We start from the raw sequence: 14,581 nt of genomic DNA on the forward strand, positions 1-14,581 counted from the left end.
GTCCACGCGTTTCCCCTTTGTCTTGCGCCGCGATCATAAGCATCGCACAGGTGGAGGCAACGGGGAAAAGGCGGGGGCGAGGTTTGCGGCTCAACACCGAATGATATCAATGTAACCGCCTGCGGCTATCTTGCCGATGGTGGCATCGCGGCTGACGACCGGGGCTTTTTTGTATCGCGCGGTTGCCATGATGTAACAATCGCCCGGATCTTTATGTCCGGTCACTGCAATCATGGTTGCGGCTTCAAGAGCCACCGCTGAACCGATGGGCACAAGTTTGCAGGACGTTGCCGCAACGGCCGCCCTGAACCAGTCCCTCACAGCGACATTTCCGATATCAGGTGCGTTCGCCCTCTTGTTGACGGCGATGGCCAGTTCCCATGCCGTGATCGGCGACACAAACAGTGTCCCGCTCTCCTGTGCAGCGGCAATCGCAACCAATGCGTCTTCAGGAAGTGTTTCGGGCTGCGTGACCAACCACAACAGTGCGTGCGTATCGAGGACGACGCCCGCCAACTACTTGGGCTTCTTGCGGACCGTTTGGCCGAGAGCCTGGCTGGCAATGGGCTTGGTCAGGTCAAGGCCGGGCTGAATGGAGAGCTTGTTGTCCTTCAAGGCGCCGGCCCCTTGCACAGTCACAACCTGCCCGGTCCGCGAATTGCGGACTGTCATGCTGGACGGTTTCATCTTCAGCTGTGCCATGGCCCTAACATGAGCCGAAACCGTGCGCTCTTCAAGTCGGCAGAATGCGAATATGCTGCCTTCGATCCGTTATAGGGTCGCGCAGATGACGGCCCCTTCAACCTCTGCCGGATCTTGCCCCCTCACCGCCGCGCCTGCGCCGTTTCGCCCACATGCAGCGGCCAATCGACGAGATAGTCCTCAAAATCCTCGGCGGGCACGTCCATTTCGCTCACCGTGCGGTTTTTGGCCGAAATGCCGGCCTGATGCACGGTGTCGGCGCTGCCCGAAACGAGCGGGTGCCACCAGTAAAGGTCTTCGCCGTCGCGGATCAGGCGGTAACCGCAGGTGGGGGGAAGCCAGGGGATGTCGCGCACCGCTTCCACCGTCAGCTGGATGCATTCGGGCACGATGTCCTGCCGGTTTTCATAGTCCGAGCAGCGACAGCTTGTGCCGTCCAGAAGCCGACAGGCAACGGAGGTGAAGGCCACCTCGCCGGTGTCCCAATCCTCCAGCTTGTTGAGACAACAGAGCCCACAGCCGTCGCAGAGGCTTTCCCATTCGGCCTGGCTCATCTCCTCCAGGCTTTTCGTTTTCCAGAACTGATTTTCCATCTTGTCTTTTTTAGCACCGGCTGAACATATTTCGCTGAACACAGATTTGAATGGGATGAACCGGCGGCATAAACCGCGCGTCAACCATTTATCAGCCATTGCTGCCTAAAGCAGTCCCGAGGCTTTTCGTCGTTTGTTCGCCAAGCGTCAAGCTCTCCAGGTCCAAACGAGGAAGATCCACGGTGCCGGACGATCCCCACAGCCCGGACAAATCGAAAAGACCGCGCCGCGCCAAGCGCCACCTTCTGCTGCGCGCCGATAGCTGGATCGATTCCACCGTCTGGAACCTCGGCTTCAAGCTGTCCGAGATCTGGGAAGAAATTACCATCTTTTCGCGAAAATTTCGCGTGCGCGGCTGGAAGCGTATCGTGGTGGAAGTGGCCGACGAGGCCATGACGTTTGGCACCGCCGGTTTTGTGCTGCTTCTGGCCCTGGCGCTTCCGGCCTTTGAGGAAACCAAGGAAGACTGGCGTTCGCGCGGCGATTTTGCCGTCACCTTTCTCGATCGTTACGGCAATGTGGTGGGCCATCGCGGCATCATCCATGAAGACAGCGTGCCCTTCGACCAGCTGCCGGACCATCTGGTGAAGGCGGTTCTGGCCACCGAAGATCGCCGTTTCTTCAGCCATTTCGGCATCGACTTTTTGGGTCTTGCCCGCGCCATGAACGAAAACGCCAAGGCCGGCGGCGTCGTGCAGGGCGGCTCGACGCTGACCCAGCAGCTGGCAAAAAACCTCTTCCTCACCAATGAGCGCTCGCTGGAGCGCAAGATCAAGGAAGCGTTTTTGGCGCTCTGGCTGGAAGCCAACCTGTCGAAAAAGGAAATCCTGTCGCTTTATCTCGACCGCGCCTATATGGGCGGCGGCACGTTTGGCGCGGCAGCCGCCGCCCAGTTCTATTTCGGCAAAAACATCACGCAGGTGAACCTTGCGGAAGCCGCCATGCTCGCCGGCCTTTTCAAGGCGCCGGCGAAATACGCCCCCCACGTCAACCTGCCGGCCGCGCGTGCCCGCGCCAACGAGGTTCTCACCAACCTCGTGCAGGGCGGGCTGATGAGCGAGGGACAGGTGGTCGCCGCGCGGCGCAACCCGGCCAGCGTCATCGACCGTGCAGCCGCCACGGCACCCGACTATTTTCTCGACTGGGCGTTTGAGGAAGTGCAGAAGCTGGCGGATGCCGGCAAGCTGAAAAAACATTCCGTCATCGTGCGCACCACAATCGACATGGGTCTGCAGCAGGCCGCTGAGGAGGCGATGGAATCGGGCCTTCGCGAATATGGCGAGAGTTATCGCGTGAAGCAGGGCGCGCTGGTCATGATCGAAAACGGTGGCGCCGTGCGTGCCATGGTCGGCGGTCGCGATTACGGCGAAAGCCAGTTCAACCGCGCAACGAAGGCGCAGCGCCAGCCGGGTTCCTCGTTCAAGCTCTTTACCTATACGGCCGCCATGGAGAAGGGCTTTACACCGGAAACCATGATTTCCGATGCGCCGATCACCTGGCGCGGCTGGTCTCCGCAAAACTATGCCCGCTCCTACAAGGGCCGCGTCACGCTTCTGTCGGCCATGGCGCAATCCTTGAACACGGTGCCGGTGCGCCTTGCCAAGGAGGAATTGGGCACGGAAATCATTGCCGAAACGGCAAAAAAGATGGGCGTCGAAACCCCGCTTCGCACCGACAAGACCATTCCGCTCGGCACATCGGAAGTGACCGTCATGGATCAGGCGACGGCCTATGCGGTCATGCCGGCCGGCGGCGTGCAATCGCGCCGGCACGGGCTTGCCCAGGTGATGGATTACGAAGGTGACGTGCTCTACGATTTTGCCCGCGACGAACCACCGCCGGCCCGTATCGTCAGCGAACAGGCGACATCCTCGATGAACCGCATCCTGACGCAGATCCCCGTGATCGGCACCGCCAAGCGCGCAGCGCTCGATGGCGGCATCGTCACGGGTGGCAAGACCGGCACGTCGCAGAGTTATCGCGATGCCTGGTTCATCGGCTTTACCGGCAATTACACCACCGCCGTCTGGTTCGGAAACGACGATTTCACCTCGATGAACAACATGACCGGCGGCTCGCTGCCGGCGATGACCTTCAAGAAGCTGATGGATTACGCCCATCAGGGCATCGAGCTGAAACCCATTCCCGGCATCGAAAACCCGCTGCCCTCAGGCACCCATGTCAAGGGTCCGGCTGTGGCGACAAAAGGCGATGCAGGCGGCCTGCCGTCCCTCAGCCGCCCCCGCTCGCTGTCAGCCGAAACAACACGGCTTCTGCGCCGCATCGCCAAATCCTTCTCCACCGCCACGCCGCTCAGCCCTACGCCGCAAAAGCTTGCAGGCGGCAAGGCGCAGGTGGTGAAGGTGAGCGACGGGTTGTGAGGGGATCTTTCCGGCCATGGCCGTTTGGATACATGGACTGCCTTGCAAATCAAAATTAATGTAGCTACATTAATTCATGAAAATCGTCTGGGACGAACGCAAGCGACACATCAATCTTGCCAAGCACGGGCTGGACTTCGCGGACGTTGTCGACCTCGACTGGGCCAATGCGCTGGTGGAAGATGCCAAGCCGGATGCGACGGGGAAGCGGCGACTAAAGGCGATCGGCTATTTTCAGGATGGTACTGCGGCAGTGATTTTTGCCAGCCTGGGTGTCGAGGCAATCTCGATCATCAGTTTTCGCCAGCCAGTGCCAAGGAAGCAAGGAGACTGGCATGGCCAAGACAACCCCAGTGACAAAGACAACCCCAGTGACAAAGACACCCACAATGACGACCCCGCGCGCTGGCGCAGAGTATAGTCGGGAAGAATGGGATAGCGTCGATTTTCCCGAAATGACCGATGCGGAACTAGAGGCCATGCGTCCGGCCCGCGAGGTGCTTCCGGAAGCCTTCTTCAAGGCCATCGACGAGCAACGGGGGCGCCGTGGACGTCCCGCGCTGGAGAACCCCAAAAAGCAGGTGACGCTGCGATTGGACGAAGAGGTTGTCGCGCGCTTCCGCGAAAGCGGAAAAGGCTGGCAAGCCCGAATGAACGACGCGTTGCGCAAGGCCGTCGGGCTTTGAGCGCCGGCGCTCAAACCTCAGCTTGAGACGAACAGGACGGCCCCCTCCTTCACGCAGCGTAAGGCTGGATGCGGGCCAAGTTCGCGACGGCGGTTCATCAGGTGGTGATCGATCTGCAGGCCGAGAAAAAAGCCTTCGGATAGCCAGAACAGACTCGCAAGCCTAAGATCGGTCGGCCGTCACCGCACGCTTTCCAAGCACGATATCGTTGATCCGGCGTGGCGGACATCGATATCCCGGGCAAGCCGATACGGGCTGATGCCCATCGGCTTTAAAAATTCCTCCCGCAGGATTTCGCCTGGATTTGGATTTGGCAGGAGTTCGTCATCAGTCATGATAATCGACGATTTCGACATTTGAGGCACTTCCCGCACATCGAAAAATATCGCATCGCGTTATCAATGGCAAACCTTGCCCTTCGCCATTTTCCAGCCCTTCAAACAATGTTATCCGTCTGAGCTGATTTGCAAAAGGTTCTGGCCCGCTTGTTTCGTCTTCCGTTTCTCGTGCTCATCGCCTTGACCGTCGCTTTTGGCGGCGGGATCTGGTCGACGCTTGTGGCGCTGGATGCCACCACCGGTTTCGGCGCGATCCGGCTTGGCGCCTGGGAGGCGTTTCCGCAGGCGCAGACCGCCGATGCCGATCCTTATGCCAAAGCGCACCGCGCCAATGGCGGACGGCTGCTGTATGGCAGTGCCGAAGGCTTGAGTTTTACCGCAACGGTGGATCAGAAGGGTGAGCGGCTCTCCGGGCGCTGCACCTATCTCATTTCCGGCCAGACGCCGGTGGCGCGCCTCTGGACGCTGTTTGCCAGCCACGCCAATGGCGAAGCGCCGGCCACGGGCCAGGACCTGCCGGTGGCGCTCAACTCGCGCACCGTGCTGCGCGATGGCAATGGCGCTTTCGTCATCACCATTGCGCCGCAGGCGGCACCACGCAACTGGCTTGCCGTGCCGCCGGGCGAACCCTTTCGCCTGACGCTGACCCTTCTCGACACGCCGACCGCCGGCAGTTCCGGGCTGATCGACCTTGCCATGCCGCGCATCGACAGGATCGGATGCGGCAATGCTTAAGGTTATCCTTGCGCTTCTCATCGGTCTTGTCGGGGCGGGCCTGCTGCACCTCGTCATCATCCTGTCGCTGCCCTCGTTCAGCGAGCGCGATGCCTATAGCCGGGTGCTCGGGGAAGGACCGCCGCATCGGTTTCATGTGCTGGCGGCGCGGGTGGATGCAGCCGGCCTGCAAAAGACCGATCCGTTTCTCGACACCGCCGTCTGTGCCTTCGATCTCTCGGAAAATCCGGTGCGGCTGACAGCTGCCGGCGCCCTGCCCTTCTGGTCGCTTGCGACGTTCGACAGTGCCTCGAATGAAATCTTCAGCATCAATGACCGGACCTCTGTGGGCAACGGGCTCGATGTGCTGCTGGCAACGCCTGTTCAGGCCACGGCCCTGCGCAAGGCGCAGCCTTCGCCGCTTGCGCAATCGATCATTGTCGAAACCCGCGCGGTGCAGGGTTATGCGGTTCTGCGCGCCATGGCGCCGCAGGCAAGCTACAAGCCGATGACGACAAAGTTTCTGGCCGGCGCCGATTGCTCAACGCTGGAATTGCGCTGACGCCTTCGCTAGGCATCAATGGCTGTCGAGGCGCATTGCCGTCTCGTCCATGCCGCGATGCGTCAGTTCCGCCGGCCGCTCGTAGCGCACGCCGGTAAACATCAGCAGAGCCGCACCCGGCGCGGAGGAAGCCTTCTCCTGCTGCGGACGTGACAACAACCCGCGATGCGGATGGGCATCCCGCCATGTCTTCATTTGAACGATGTCTGCCATGCTCGTCTCCTCAAAGGGTTCGAGACGGATGAAGGACGGACCGATTTCACCCTGCCCCATGGGGGGCCGGCGCATCCTCGAAACGAGGCATTGTGCGCCTTTCTCGTCAGCGCCCAGGCTTTTTCGCCATGGGCTCCAGCGACACAGACAACACATGAAACGGCAACTGGTTTCACCGAGGGATCAAAGAGAATGATACCGGGTTCAAACCGGGTTTTCCCTTTGCTTCAACGGCCCTGCCCGCACCGGAAAACCGGTGGGGGCAGGCAGCGATTCGCGCCATGCTGTCTGTTGCGGATTGAGCCATAGGGTCGTTAACAAGTCACTAATTCTAATAAACCTGTTTCGCATCCTCAAAACTTGTAAAGCGACCGAAAACCCTCCCGGCAGGCCGGTCGGCGCGGGCGCCAGAAGGCGCGCCCTGCCCTCTTCCGCCACTCCGGCGGCCAGCGCTCAAAACCACGGCATCCCGTTGCCAAAACCTGCCGCGCTTTGAAACAGCGGCTGGGGATAAGTCTAATGCTGCCACACTCCTTCACCAGACATTAACCTCGTTCCGGTAGCGTGTTTTTAACCATGCCAGACTGTAAACGACGCCGTGCAGCGCAGCGTTTCAACCGCGCCCACCGCCTCCTTGCCCGGCATGCCCGCATGAACATCTTCGTGGCGGAGCCCTGCCACGCCGAACCTTGAAGTCTGTATCTTTTGTATTGCGTCGGTGGATATGACCGTGGATCGGTATCGTGAACTTGAAAGGCCGCAGGCCATGCGCAGAAAGGATGTGGTGCTCATGGCGACCGTCACGAGTTTCGAGGAACTCGAGCATCCCACACGGTCAGAGCTGCGCCAATTTGCCGAACTGTTCCTGCCGCTTTTCCAGGCCTCCAGCGACGAGGCAAGACGCCAGGCGGTTGCCGCCCTTTCCCGCTCCCGTCACGTGCCCTCCGCAGTCGCCTTTTTCATCGCCAGCCAGCCGATTTCCATTGCCGCCCCTTTTCTGGCCTGCTCCGCTTGCCTCGATGATGAAACACTGATTGCCATTGCCCGCACGCAAGGCGCCGAACATGCCCGCGCCATCGTGCGGCGCGAAAACCTGTCGCCGATGGTCATCGATGCGCTGGTCGGAATGCGTCACGCCCGCCATCCGGCCGAAGAAGACGACAGTCTGTCTGCCCCGACGGCCGCCCAAGCCGCTGCCGAACAGGACGAGGCCGAGGCGCGCCATCAGCGCGAGGAAACTCTTCGCCAGCAGATCAAGCGAATGGCCGCCCACCTGCACCGCGCCCCCGGCGACCGCCTGGGGCTTCGTACGCTGACCGACGTGCAGGAAGCGCTGCTGGTGCGTTTTGCCCGCGCCCGAGAGGCCGATGGTTTTGCCACCACGCTTGCCGATACGCTTTCTGCCAGCCGCTGGCTTGCCGAACGCATCATGCTGGATATTTCCGGCCACCAGCTGGCAACCACGCTGAAGGGCATCGGCATGCGCCAGGACGAAGCGGTCGCCGTGCTCGAACGGTTCTACAATCCGTTGCAGGAGCCGATCGGCGACACACGCCGCAGCCTCATCCTCTGGCAGTCTTTGCAGGAAGACGACTGCGGCCGGCGCCTGGAAGCCTGGCGCCGCGCCGATCGCCATACCCATGCAGACCCTGCAACCGAGCATGAGAATGAAAACGGCCGCAGCGCGGCAGAAACGGGCAACGTCATCCGCACCACGGCAGTTGAACCGCTGCCGCTTCGCCTGCGCGCCGCGCGCTGATCAACCGGTTTCGATCACCGTCAAAAGATCGCCAAGCGCATCGGTTTCAATTTCCACCAGCCAGAGATCGCTGTCGAAACGGCGCTCGCGCACGATCGCCGCCTCCACGTCGTCACGCTCGGCAAGGCTGAGGCGCTTTTCGAACCGGCGCTCGCCATCCTCCTCGATCATCATCTGTGGTGCCGGACCGTAAAGATCCTCGCGGCCGTCGCGATATCTCAGCCGCACAAAAATGGCGCCGGCCTGATCAGCGCCGCGCTGTTCGACGGCGGCAAAACCGCCTTGCGAAAATACGCGCCGGGTGAGCGCTGCAACAAAAATATCGGATCTCAAACGCATGGGGGCAGATGTAGAGGGTTTTGGCCGCGAAGGAAACCAGGCGTCACGGCCGACAGCGGCGTGAAAACGAATGCCTCGCGCCTCGGGCAAGCTTCAGCCTCTATGGCAGGCAAAGCCACAGGCTCTGCATCCCGCAACAGGAGGTGACATGGCGAAATACAAATACAGTCAGCATCTGGTCGAGACCAACGTCCCGGCCTTTGACAAGGAATGGCAACCGGGACAGGTGCCGCCGAATGCCGGCATCTATCGCTGCAAGAACTGCGGCGATGAAATTGCCGTCGGAAAAGGCCAGCCGCTGCCCAATGGCCATCACCAGCACACGGTGCTCGGCCCCGTTGTCTGGACGATGCTGGTCTTTGCCCAGGAACACCCGAAATAGGTTTTCGGGATTTCGGCGGCGCCTTGGCCTACAGCGCGCCGATGGATTTCAGCTTGGAAAGCACCGCCTCGGACGGTTCGCCATCGACCGGCAGACGGTAATGTTTCTGGAAATGGCGGATGGCGGCGCGCGTCTGCTCGCCAGCAACACCATCGATCGATACATCCGTATAGGCGATGTTGGAAAGCCCCTGCTGGATCTGCAACACTAGCTGCGCCTCCGAGCCAAGCGACACCGGCGTTGCCTTCATGTCTGCTGCCTGACGCGCCTTGCTGGCACGCGCGGCGGCTGGAATATCGGCCGGTGGCGAAGGTTGCGCGCGGCTCGCCTGCTGGCGACTGGCTTGCTGGTTAGTGGCTTGCTGGCTATTGGGCTGAGCGGCCGGTGACGACGGGCGGGCAGCAGGCTCTGGCCGAAGTTCGGCGGCCCGGATCGCCGCGGCTACAGGATCGCCAGCGCCGGCGGCAGGGTTTACCGTCACGCTCGGGCGCGGCAAAGGCACGACATTGGGGGCAGCGGCCGGCGTGTCATCGCCGATCACATCCGCGACGCTGGTTTGCGATGGTTCAACGGAAGAGGCCGGTTGCGGCACGGCGTCAAGGGCTGCGGTCTGCTCCGGCGCCACGTCGGGCGCGCGTTCGATGCGGAATGTCGTGACGTCTTCGGGGGCTGCTCGCCGTTGCGGCTGGTAGCCGGCAATGGCGTTCGGATCCTGCGGGTCGCGGGTGGCAAGGAAAGGGTGCGGATGGTTGCGCGGCTGATACCAGAGCGCATTGGCGGCAACGAAGGAAAACACCACGAACAGCGCCACGCTGCCGCCGAGCGTGCGCGGATACCGCGCCACAAGCCCTGCCGCCCCGGAGAGGACCCGCAGGGCAAGAGCCGGGCGCTTCAACGGCGCCCGTCTGCGTTCAGCCGGCTTTCGCTTTCGCGCGGTCATGCGCAAATCCCTGTCTACCCGTTACGCTGCCGTCTGCCGGTTGGCGCAGGCGTGGCGGAAATTCCAGCGGCTCGGCAATGCGCGCCACGCCATCTGGCGCATCCGCACCATCGAGCGGCCGTTCATCGACCGGTTTTCCATCCACTGGAAAGCTGACCGTTACCACAGTTCCCTCGCCAAGGCGACTTTCGATCCGCATCTGTCCACCGTGGAGAGAGACCAGACCCTTCACCAGCGACAGGCCAAGGCCGGTGCCCTCGTAAGCGCGGGCAAGATTGTCTTCCACCTGCATGAAGGGCTGGCCGAGAAGCGCCACCTTGTCGCTGGCAATGCCGATGCCGGTATCGCTGACGACCAGTTTCAGCATGCCCTCTTCCACCAGCGCATCAATGGTGACCGCGCCGCCGGCCTCGGTAAACTTGATCGCGTTGCCGGCGAGATTGATGAGGATCTGCTGCACGGCACGCCGGTCCGCCACGACATCACCAAGGCCCCGCGGGATGCGGGTGGCAAGCGTGACACCCTTGTTGCGGGCCTGCAGGTCCAGCATCGCCCGGCAGCTTTCCACCGCGTCTGCAATGCGAAAGGGCTCGGTCAGCAGGCAATAACGGCCGGCCTCGATGCGGCTCATGTCCAGCATGGTGTTGACGACGGAAAGCAGATGCGCGCCCGACTGGCGGATCAGCGCCACATATTCGCGCTGGCGGTCGTTTTCCAGCCGGCCGAAATATTCACCGGCGAGCACATCGGAAAAGCCCAGGATAGCGTTGAGCGGCGTGCGCATCTCATGGCTGACGGCCGCCAGAAACCGCGACTTTGCTTCGTTTGCCGACTGCACCTCGACGGCGCAGGCTTCCACCTCGTCGCGCAGGCACTGTTCCCAGGAAATGTCGGTCAACTGCACCAGAACCTGCTGCAGGGCGCCGTCACCGCCGGTGAGCGACGAAAGATCAAGCCGCACAGCCAGAAACTGCCGACCGCCGAGCGGGCAGAGCCCCTGCTCGATGCGCACCTCGACAACAGCGGACGGCGCACCCTGGCGCAGGCTGTCCAGCGCCTGCAAGACGGCGATCCGATCGGAGACATGCACGAGTTCGGCAAGCGTCAGACCCGGACGCTCGCGCATGGAGGACGGCAGAAGATGACGGTCGCGGCCGCCGGTGCGCAGGATCGTGCCTTGCGTATCACAAGAGAGAAGCACACCGGGGCAGGCTTCAAAGGCAAGATCGCCGGCCAGCGCTTCGCGCCCGCTTTCTGTGTCCTGTGTCTCGGCACGGGAAAGCCGCGAGACGGTCATGGCGGCGGCGGAAACGGCAAGCATGCCGGCGCCGACAAAGGCGACCCCGAGCGGCAGCGCAAGGGCGGGACCAACCAGAAGTGCAAGCGCTGCCGGCACAGCCACAAGGCAGGCAAGCCCTGTTGCCGTCATCAGGCGCAAGGTCGCAATGTCGGCGCCGCGTGGCTGATCACGATCGCCGAACGGGCCGAGCCAGCCGAGGGCCAGATGATCCAGCACATGGACCGCTCTGCCGCCAATGGAATTGAATACGCGCACGCCTATACCTTACCGCGAACTCTGTCAGGCCCGAACATAGGCGTCAGCGACTTAAGGAAACTCTAAAAACGAGAGCCCGAACGGCCCTCAAGGCGTTCAAAGCGGGGCTTTCGGTGTTTCGGTACGATGCAGTTCCAAATATGGTTAACAGGGCGTAAGCATCGGAACTTTTTCAATTTTATCGAGCCTGTTAGGATTTGACGCAACCGCGTGCAAGATTCTCTTTGTATTTTGGCACAACTGCCATAAATATGATGAATGTGATCGGGTAAAGTTTGATTGAAATGCCGCTTGAAGGCTTTCCCGAGCGCGATATTTAAAATGCAGTTCAAATGTCGATTAAACTTTAGCGAGTGGCGTAACGGCGTGTTTTTCCAGAGTTCCTAAGCTTCATGGCATGGCCCCGGACAAGACCGGTGGGCATGTGAAGCGGGCGGGTAAAGGCAGATGTGGTTCCTGATCAAGGGTAGCGTGTTTTTTGCGATGGGTCTGGTGGTGCTGTCCTATTTCAGCACGAACCCGCATATCGCCGCGCCCGATCAAAAGCCGGTTCCCCTCTCCGACACGTTTTCCGCTGTCACCGACGCCTATCATTACATCAGCGCCATCTGCGTCGAAAAACCCGATGTCTGCGAAAAGGGCTCGGAAACCTTCACCGCGCTCGGTTACCGCGCCAAGGAAGGCGCGCTTGTGGCCTTCCGGTTCCTCGACAGCCAGTTTTCAGGCAATGAGCCTGAAGCGCCGGTGGTGAACAGCAAGACCTCACCGCGTCAGCCGATGCCGGACAAACTGGTGAGCAACCAGAATTTTGCCACTGACGATGGACTGGCAACCGGTTCCGTGCCGGTGCCGCTGAGCCGCCCGCTGCACTGACAGCCATTCCCGTCAATCTTTGCGTCCAATCTCCGTTTTTCGTTTTCGTCCGGCCATCTCGCCCCTATATGGAGGAGAAGGCCCGGCGGCCGATGCTGCGGCAAACACCGGGCCAGGACGTGACACCCACGTCATGCGGCCTTGATGCATGACGTGCAGGACAAAAGCTGGAGCCCTTCATGACGAGCCCTTCCACCCCCGGCATCGACCAGATCATCGATGATTTCGCCTATCTCGAGGAATGGGAAGACCGCTACCGTTACGTGATCGAGCTGGGCAAGGCGCTGCCTGACCTCGCCGACGAAAAAAAGACGGCGGAGAACAAGGTCAACGGCTGTGCAAGCCAGGTCTGGCTCGTCTCCCATCACGGTGATGGGGAAGATCCGGTGCTGACCTTCGAGGGGGATTCGGATGCGCATATCGTGCGCGGCCTCGTCGCCATCGTGCTCGCCGCCTATTCCGGCAAGCACGCCTCGCAGATTGCCACTTATGATGTCATCGACACGTTCAACCGCATCGGGCTTGTCGAAAACCTCTCCTCCCAGCGGGCAAACGGCCTGCGCTCCATGGTGAAGCGCATCCGCGACGAGGCCCGCCTGTCGGCGCCCGCCTGAGGTTTTACATCTGCGGGCGAAACCCTTCCGCACCCCAGCTGTGGTTGAAGCGGGGCGTGGACGGCGGCGCATAATGGCGGGCAAGCGCCAGAAGCGCGGTGCGCAGCATCAGTTTTGCCGAGCGCACCGGCCAGCCGCGCTCGCGTTCCACCAGTTCCAGGCCTTTTTCAAAGCAGCAGATATCAAGCGCCACGCCGGAGAGTTCCGGCCCCATGGCCTCGATGGCCCTGGTGACCCGGGCTCTTGCCGCCATGGCGCTTTCGGTGAGATCCACCTTGCCGCCCGCCTCGCCCCTGCCACGTTGAGACAAACGCGGCTCCCAACTGGCGGTGATCTTCGGTTGCAGATGGCCGCGCTCGAAATCGCCTGCCAGCCGCTCCCCCGCCTCGATGGCCTCTTGGGGAAGAAACGGCCGGCCCTCGCGATCCTTCAAGCGCGCAAGGCCCGAGAGTGGCGATTCCAGAAGGTTGCGCCGCACCCTTTCGCGGCCCCCCTCAAACTCGACCGTATCGGACACGATGGCGCGATGCTGACCGGCAAAATCCATGCCGTCGGCAGGACCGCCGATCCCCTTGTCGCGCGCTGCCGATTTTCCCGCCGTCGTTTTTGCCCGCCCGTCGACGTTTTCGGACTCGCCAACGCCCAGATGCCGCCGCAGGAAGGACAGCGTTTCCGGACGCGCAAGAAGTTTTTCCCCTTTCTTCTGCACAAGACCGGCGGTGGCGGCCGCCTCAATGATGTCAAGGGAATGGCCATGGCGGACGCCGTTGCCGCAGAGGAAAATCTGCGCCGGCGTCTCGCCCGGTTCGATGGCGCAGGACCCGCGCGAAAGCTGGCGCAACAGGCGCAGCAGCGGGCGGGTTGCCGGCAGGATCTGCCCGGTGGTTCGTGCAATCACCTTAGTCATGCCGCGGCACCTCGCTGCGGCCAAACACGGTGTTGGCGATCCGCTCGACGGTGGAGACGAAATCGTCGAAAGCGGCATTTTCGCGCCTCTCCTCCACCACGCCGCAGGCATGGCCGACCGTGGTGCGGTCCCGCCCGAACGCCTCGCCAATATCGCTCTGGGCTATGCCAAGCGAGACGTGGCAGACATACATGGCGATCTGGCGGATGTGGCAGAGCGCCCGACGACGGTCGCGCCGCATCTGCACGCGGTCGCCGATCAGCATCAGCAACTCGTCGACGAGATGGCGCACGATGCCGCAGGCCTGAACCGGCGACATGCCGGAAGGCGATGCGAGCTGCGATGCCGGATGCGGTGCCGGGCTGTCGGCGGCAGCTGCCGGATCGCCGCAATGGCCGTCCGGCTGATGCACAGCGGCCGACAGGGCGGCACCCGCGTCATTGGGCGAAGAGGCCGGATAACGGCCGGGCCCGGCTGGGATGATTGCGGGGGAAGGCCCGCTTTTGGTTTCAAAAGACATGAACAACTCCTCTAATAGGAATTAATTCATACACCCTATGCGCAGATGGGGGATGAGCGAAAGCCCAACACGGACACTTCCACTTGTTTTTGGTGTGTTTTTTGATGTTACGCGCAAAAATTCTGGGATTATTTTCCTCACCCCTGATGAAACAATCACGCGCAAAAATATCCCGGGAGGCGAGATGCGCGGAAGGCGGGGCTGGATATGCGGGAGGGGATAAGGCCGCGAACGCCGGTTGGATATTGTTCAGGCGTCTGGTGCCGGCAGACATATGGTGGCTGGAAGCGTGGGACGCGGGAAGGAGTGCCGCACGGACGACCGTCGAAAAGTCTGGCCGCTGGCTTCGCACCCATCATGCGCCTTAAGGCAGATGGGCCGAAGACGTGCGAAACGTGCGAAAAACTTCGCACGCTGCATGGTTTTCAATCACCGCGCATGTTCAGCGCCGGTGACCTTGATGTGGCGGCAAGATCCAGGCCGGTTCAGATGTGGCGGCCTTG

At 61.7% G+C, this 14,581-nt stretch carries 17 protein-coding genes and 2 pseudogenes; 9 read left to right on the forward strand and 10 right to left on the reverse strand.

The window, feature by feature from the left end:
- Positions 1 to 90 precede the first annotated feature (90 nt).
- From AC4CWF_RS13015 to AC4CWF_RS13025, 3 genes are all read right to left on the reverse strand, one after another.
- Positions 91 to 516 (reverse strand): type II toxin-antitoxin system VapC family toxin, encoded by a 426-nt coding sequence (locus AC4CWF_RS13015; protein WP_491282071.1) that lies wholly within the window; start codon positions 514 to 516, stop codon positions 91 to 93.
- Positions 517 to 702 carry a hypothetical protein gene (locus AC4CWF_RS13020; protein WP_491282072.1) on the reverse strand — a complete coding sequence of 62 codons (186 nt, stop codon included), beginning with the start codon at positions 700 to 702 and terminating at the stop codon, positions 517 to 519. It abuts the gene before it with no gap.
- Positions 703 to 824: 122 nt separating this feature from the next.
- A complete protein-coding gene (locus AC4CWF_RS13025; protein WP_491282073.1) occupies positions 825 to 1,295 on the reverse strand; it encodes a YcgN family cysteine cluster protein in 471 nt (156 codons plus the stop codon).
- Between the two features lie 182 nt (positions 1,296 to 1,477).
- Here AC4CWF_RS13025 and AC4CWF_RS13030 point away from each other — a divergent pair, with 182 nt between their 5' ends.
- From AC4CWF_RS13030 to AC4CWF_RS13040, 3 genes and pseudogenes are all read left to right on the forward strand, one after another.
- Positions 1,478 to 3,676, forward strand: coding sequence for a transglycosylase domain-containing protein (locus AC4CWF_RS13030; RefSeq protein ID WP_491282074.1), 2,199 nt, complete (start codon positions 1,478 to 1,480; stop codon positions 3,674 to 3,676).
- Between the two features lie 76 nt (positions 3,677 to 3,752).
- Positions 3,753 to 4,033 (forward strand): annotated as a pseudogene (locus AC4CWF_RS13035) (BrnT family toxin).
- Between the two features lie 32 nt (positions 4,034 to 4,065).
- Positions 4,066 to 4,362 (forward strand): BrnA antitoxin family protein, encoded by a 297-nt coding sequence (locus tag AC4CWF_RS13040; protein WP_491282075.1) that lies wholly within the window; start codon positions 4,066 to 4,068, stop codon positions 4,360 to 4,362.
- Between the two features lie 17 nt (positions 4,363 to 4,379).
- On the opposite strand, the pseudogene AC4CWF_RS13045 reads toward AC4CWF_RS13040, so the two are convergent.
- Positions 4,380 to 4,718 (reverse strand): annotated as a pseudogene (locus AC4CWF_RS13045) (HigA family addiction module antitoxin).
- Positions 4,719 to 4,847: 129 nt separating this feature from the next.
- Here AC4CWF_RS13045 and AC4CWF_RS13050 point away from each other — a divergent pair.
- On the forward strand, positions 4,848 to 5,435 hold the full coding sequence (locus tag AC4CWF_RS13050) for a DUF1214 domain-containing protein (protein WP_491282076.1): 588 nt from the start codon (positions 4,848 to 4,850) through the stop codon (positions 5,433 to 5,435).
- Positions 5,428 to 5,976 carry a DUF1254 domain-containing protein gene (locus AC4CWF_RS13055; RefSeq protein WP_491282077.1) on the forward strand — a complete coding sequence of 183 codons (549 nt, stop codon included), beginning with the start codon at positions 5,428 to 5,430 and terminating at the stop codon, positions 5,974 to 5,976. The genes AC4CWF_RS13050 and AC4CWF_RS13055 overlap by 8 nt, the downstream gene beginning before the upstream one ends.
- A 15-nt stretch (positions 5,977 to 5,991) precedes the next feature.
- Here the strand turns inward: AC4CWF_RS13055 and AC4CWF_RS13060 are convergent, their stop codons facing one another.
- Positions 5,992 to 6,189, reverse strand: coding sequence for a hypothetical protein (locus AC4CWF_RS13060; RefSeq protein ID WP_491282078.1), 198 nt, complete (start codon positions 6,187 to 6,189; stop codon positions 5,992 to 5,994).
- A gap of 724 nt (positions 6,190 to 6,913) precedes the next feature.
- On the opposite strand from AC4CWF_RS13060, the gene AC4CWF_RS13065 reads away from it, so the two are divergent.
- Positions 6,914 to 7,948, forward strand: coding sequence for a DUF2336 domain-containing protein (locus tag AC4CWF_RS13065; protein WP_491282079.1), 1,035 nt, complete (start codon positions 6,914 to 6,916; stop codon positions 7,946 to 7,948).
- On the opposite strand, the gene AC4CWF_RS13070 is transcribed toward AC4CWF_RS13065, so the two are convergent.
- The gene (locus AC4CWF_RS13070; protein ID WP_491282080.1) at positions 7,949 to 8,287 is read right to left on the reverse strand and encodes a DUF1491 family protein; all 339 of its coding nucleotides are present in this window, start codon (positions 8,285 to 8,287) and stop codon (positions 7,949 to 7,951) included.
- Positions 8,288 to 8,435: 148 nt separating this feature from the next.
- Between AC4CWF_RS13070 and AC4CWF_RS13075 the strand changes: the two genes are divergently transcribed.
- A complete protein-coding gene (locus AC4CWF_RS13075; RefSeq protein WP_491282081.1) occupies positions 8,436 to 8,669 on the forward strand; it encodes a hypothetical protein in 234 nt (77 codons plus the stop codon).
- Between the two features lie 28 nt (positions 8,670 to 8,697).
- Here AC4CWF_RS13075 and AC4CWF_RS13080 read toward each other — a convergent pair whose 3' ends face one another.
- Together AC4CWF_RS13080 and AC4CWF_RS13085 are read right to left on the reverse strand one after the other, a co-directional pair.
- Entirely contained in the window at positions 8,698 to 9,609 is a 912-nt protein-coding gene (locus AC4CWF_RS13080) for a peptidoglycan-binding domain-containing protein (protein ID WP_491282082.1), read from the reverse strand.
- Complete coding sequence (locus AC4CWF_RS13085; RefSeq protein WP_491282083.1) at positions 9,581 to 11,164, reverse strand: sensor histidine kinase; 1,584 nt, start codon at positions 11,162 to 11,164, stop codon at positions 9,581 to 9,583. The genes AC4CWF_RS13080 and AC4CWF_RS13085 overlap by 29 nt, the downstream gene beginning before the upstream one ends.
- A gap of 447 nt (positions 11,165 to 11,611) precedes the next feature.
- Between AC4CWF_RS13085 and AC4CWF_RS13090 the strand changes: the two genes are divergently transcribed.
- Both AC4CWF_RS13090 and AC4CWF_RS13095 read left to right on the forward strand, forming a co-directional pair.
- The gene (locus tag AC4CWF_RS13090) at positions 11,612 to 12,037 is read left to right on the forward strand and encodes a DUF5330 domain-containing protein (RefSeq protein WP_491282084.1); all 426 of its coding nucleotides are present in this window, start codon (positions 11,612 to 11,614) and stop codon (positions 12,035 to 12,037) included.
- A gap of 179 nt (positions 12,038 to 12,216) precedes the next feature.
- Entirely contained in the window at positions 12,217 to 12,651 is a 435-nt protein-coding gene (locus AC4CWF_RS13095; RefSeq protein WP_491282085.1) for a SufE family protein, read from the forward strand.
- Between the two features lie 4 nt (positions 12,652 to 12,655).
- On the opposite strand, the gene AC4CWF_RS13100 is transcribed toward AC4CWF_RS13095, so the two are convergent.
- Together AC4CWF_RS13100 and AC4CWF_RS13105 are read right to left on the reverse strand one after the other, a co-directional pair.
- Positions 12,656 to 13,558 (reverse strand): DUF6456 domain-containing protein, encoded by a 903-nt coding sequence (locus AC4CWF_RS13100; protein WP_491282086.1) that lies wholly within the window; start codon positions 13,556 to 13,558, stop codon positions 12,656 to 12,658.
- On the reverse strand, positions 13,551 to 14,078 hold the full coding sequence (locus AC4CWF_RS13105) for a helix-turn-helix domain-containing protein (RefSeq protein ID WP_491282087.1): 528 nt from the start codon (positions 14,076 to 14,078) through the stop codon (positions 13,551 to 13,553). The genes AC4CWF_RS13100 and AC4CWF_RS13105 overlap by 8 nt, the downstream gene beginning before the upstream one ends.
- Between the last annotated feature and the right edge of the window lie 503 nt (positions 14,079 to 14,581).

Source organism: Neorhizobium sp. PAMB6630 (assembly GCF_058242775.1).

Bases quoted from the DNA above. Each gene is read 5' to 3' on its own strand.
- AC4CWF_RS13020 (WP_491282072.1), bottom strand. From the start codon at position 702: ATGGCACAGCTGAAGATGAAACCGTCCAGCATGACAGTCCGCAATTCG.
- AC4CWF_RS13025 (WP_491282073.1), bottom strand. From the start codon at position 1,295: ATGGAAAATCAGTTCTGGAAAACGAAAAGCCTGGAGGAGATGAGCCAG.
- AC4CWF_RS13040 (WP_491282075.1), top strand. From the start codon at position 4,066: ATGACGACCCCGCGCGCTGGCGCAGAGTATAGTCGGGAAGAATGGGAT.
- AC4CWF_RS13055 (WP_491282077.1), top strand. From the start codon at position 5,428: ATGCTTAAGGTTATCCTTGCGCTTCTCATCGGTCTTGTCGGGGCGGGC.
- AC4CWF_RS13060 (WP_491282078.1), bottom strand. From the start codon at position 6,189: ATGGCAGACATCGTTCAAATGAAGACATGGCGGGATGCCCATCCGCAT.
- AC4CWF_RS13065 (WP_491282079.1), top strand. From the start codon at position 6,914: ATGACCGTGGATCGGTATCGTGAACTTGAAAGGCCGCAGGCCATGCGC.
- AC4CWF_RS13070 (WP_491282080.1), bottom strand. From the start codon at position 8,287: ATGCGTTTGAGATCCGATATTTTTGTTGCAGCGCTCACCCGGCGCGTA.
- AC4CWF_RS13075 (WP_491282081.1), top strand. From the start codon at position 8,436: ATGGCGAAATACAAATACAGTCAGCATCTGGTCGAGACCAACGTCCCG.
- AC4CWF_RS13080 (WP_491282082.1), bottom strand. From the start codon at position 9,609: ATGACCGCGCGAAAGCGAAAGCCGGCTGAACGCAGACGGGCGCCGTTG.
- AC4CWF_RS13090 (WP_491282084.1), top strand. From the start codon at position 11,612: ATGTGGTTCCTGATCAAGGGTAGCGTGTTTTTTGCGATGGGTCTGGTG.
- AC4CWF_RS13095 (WP_491282085.1), top strand. From the start codon at position 12,217: ATGACGAGCCCTTCCACCCCCGGCATCGACCAGATCATCGATGATTTC.
- AC4CWF_RS13100 (WP_491282086.1), bottom strand. From the start codon at position 13,558: ATGACTAAGGTGATTGCACGAACCACCGGGCAGATCCTGCCGGCAACC.
- AC4CWF_RS13105 (WP_491282087.1), bottom strand. From the start codon at position 14,078: ATGTCTTTTGAAACCAAAAGCGGGCCTTCCCCCGCAATCATCCCAGCC.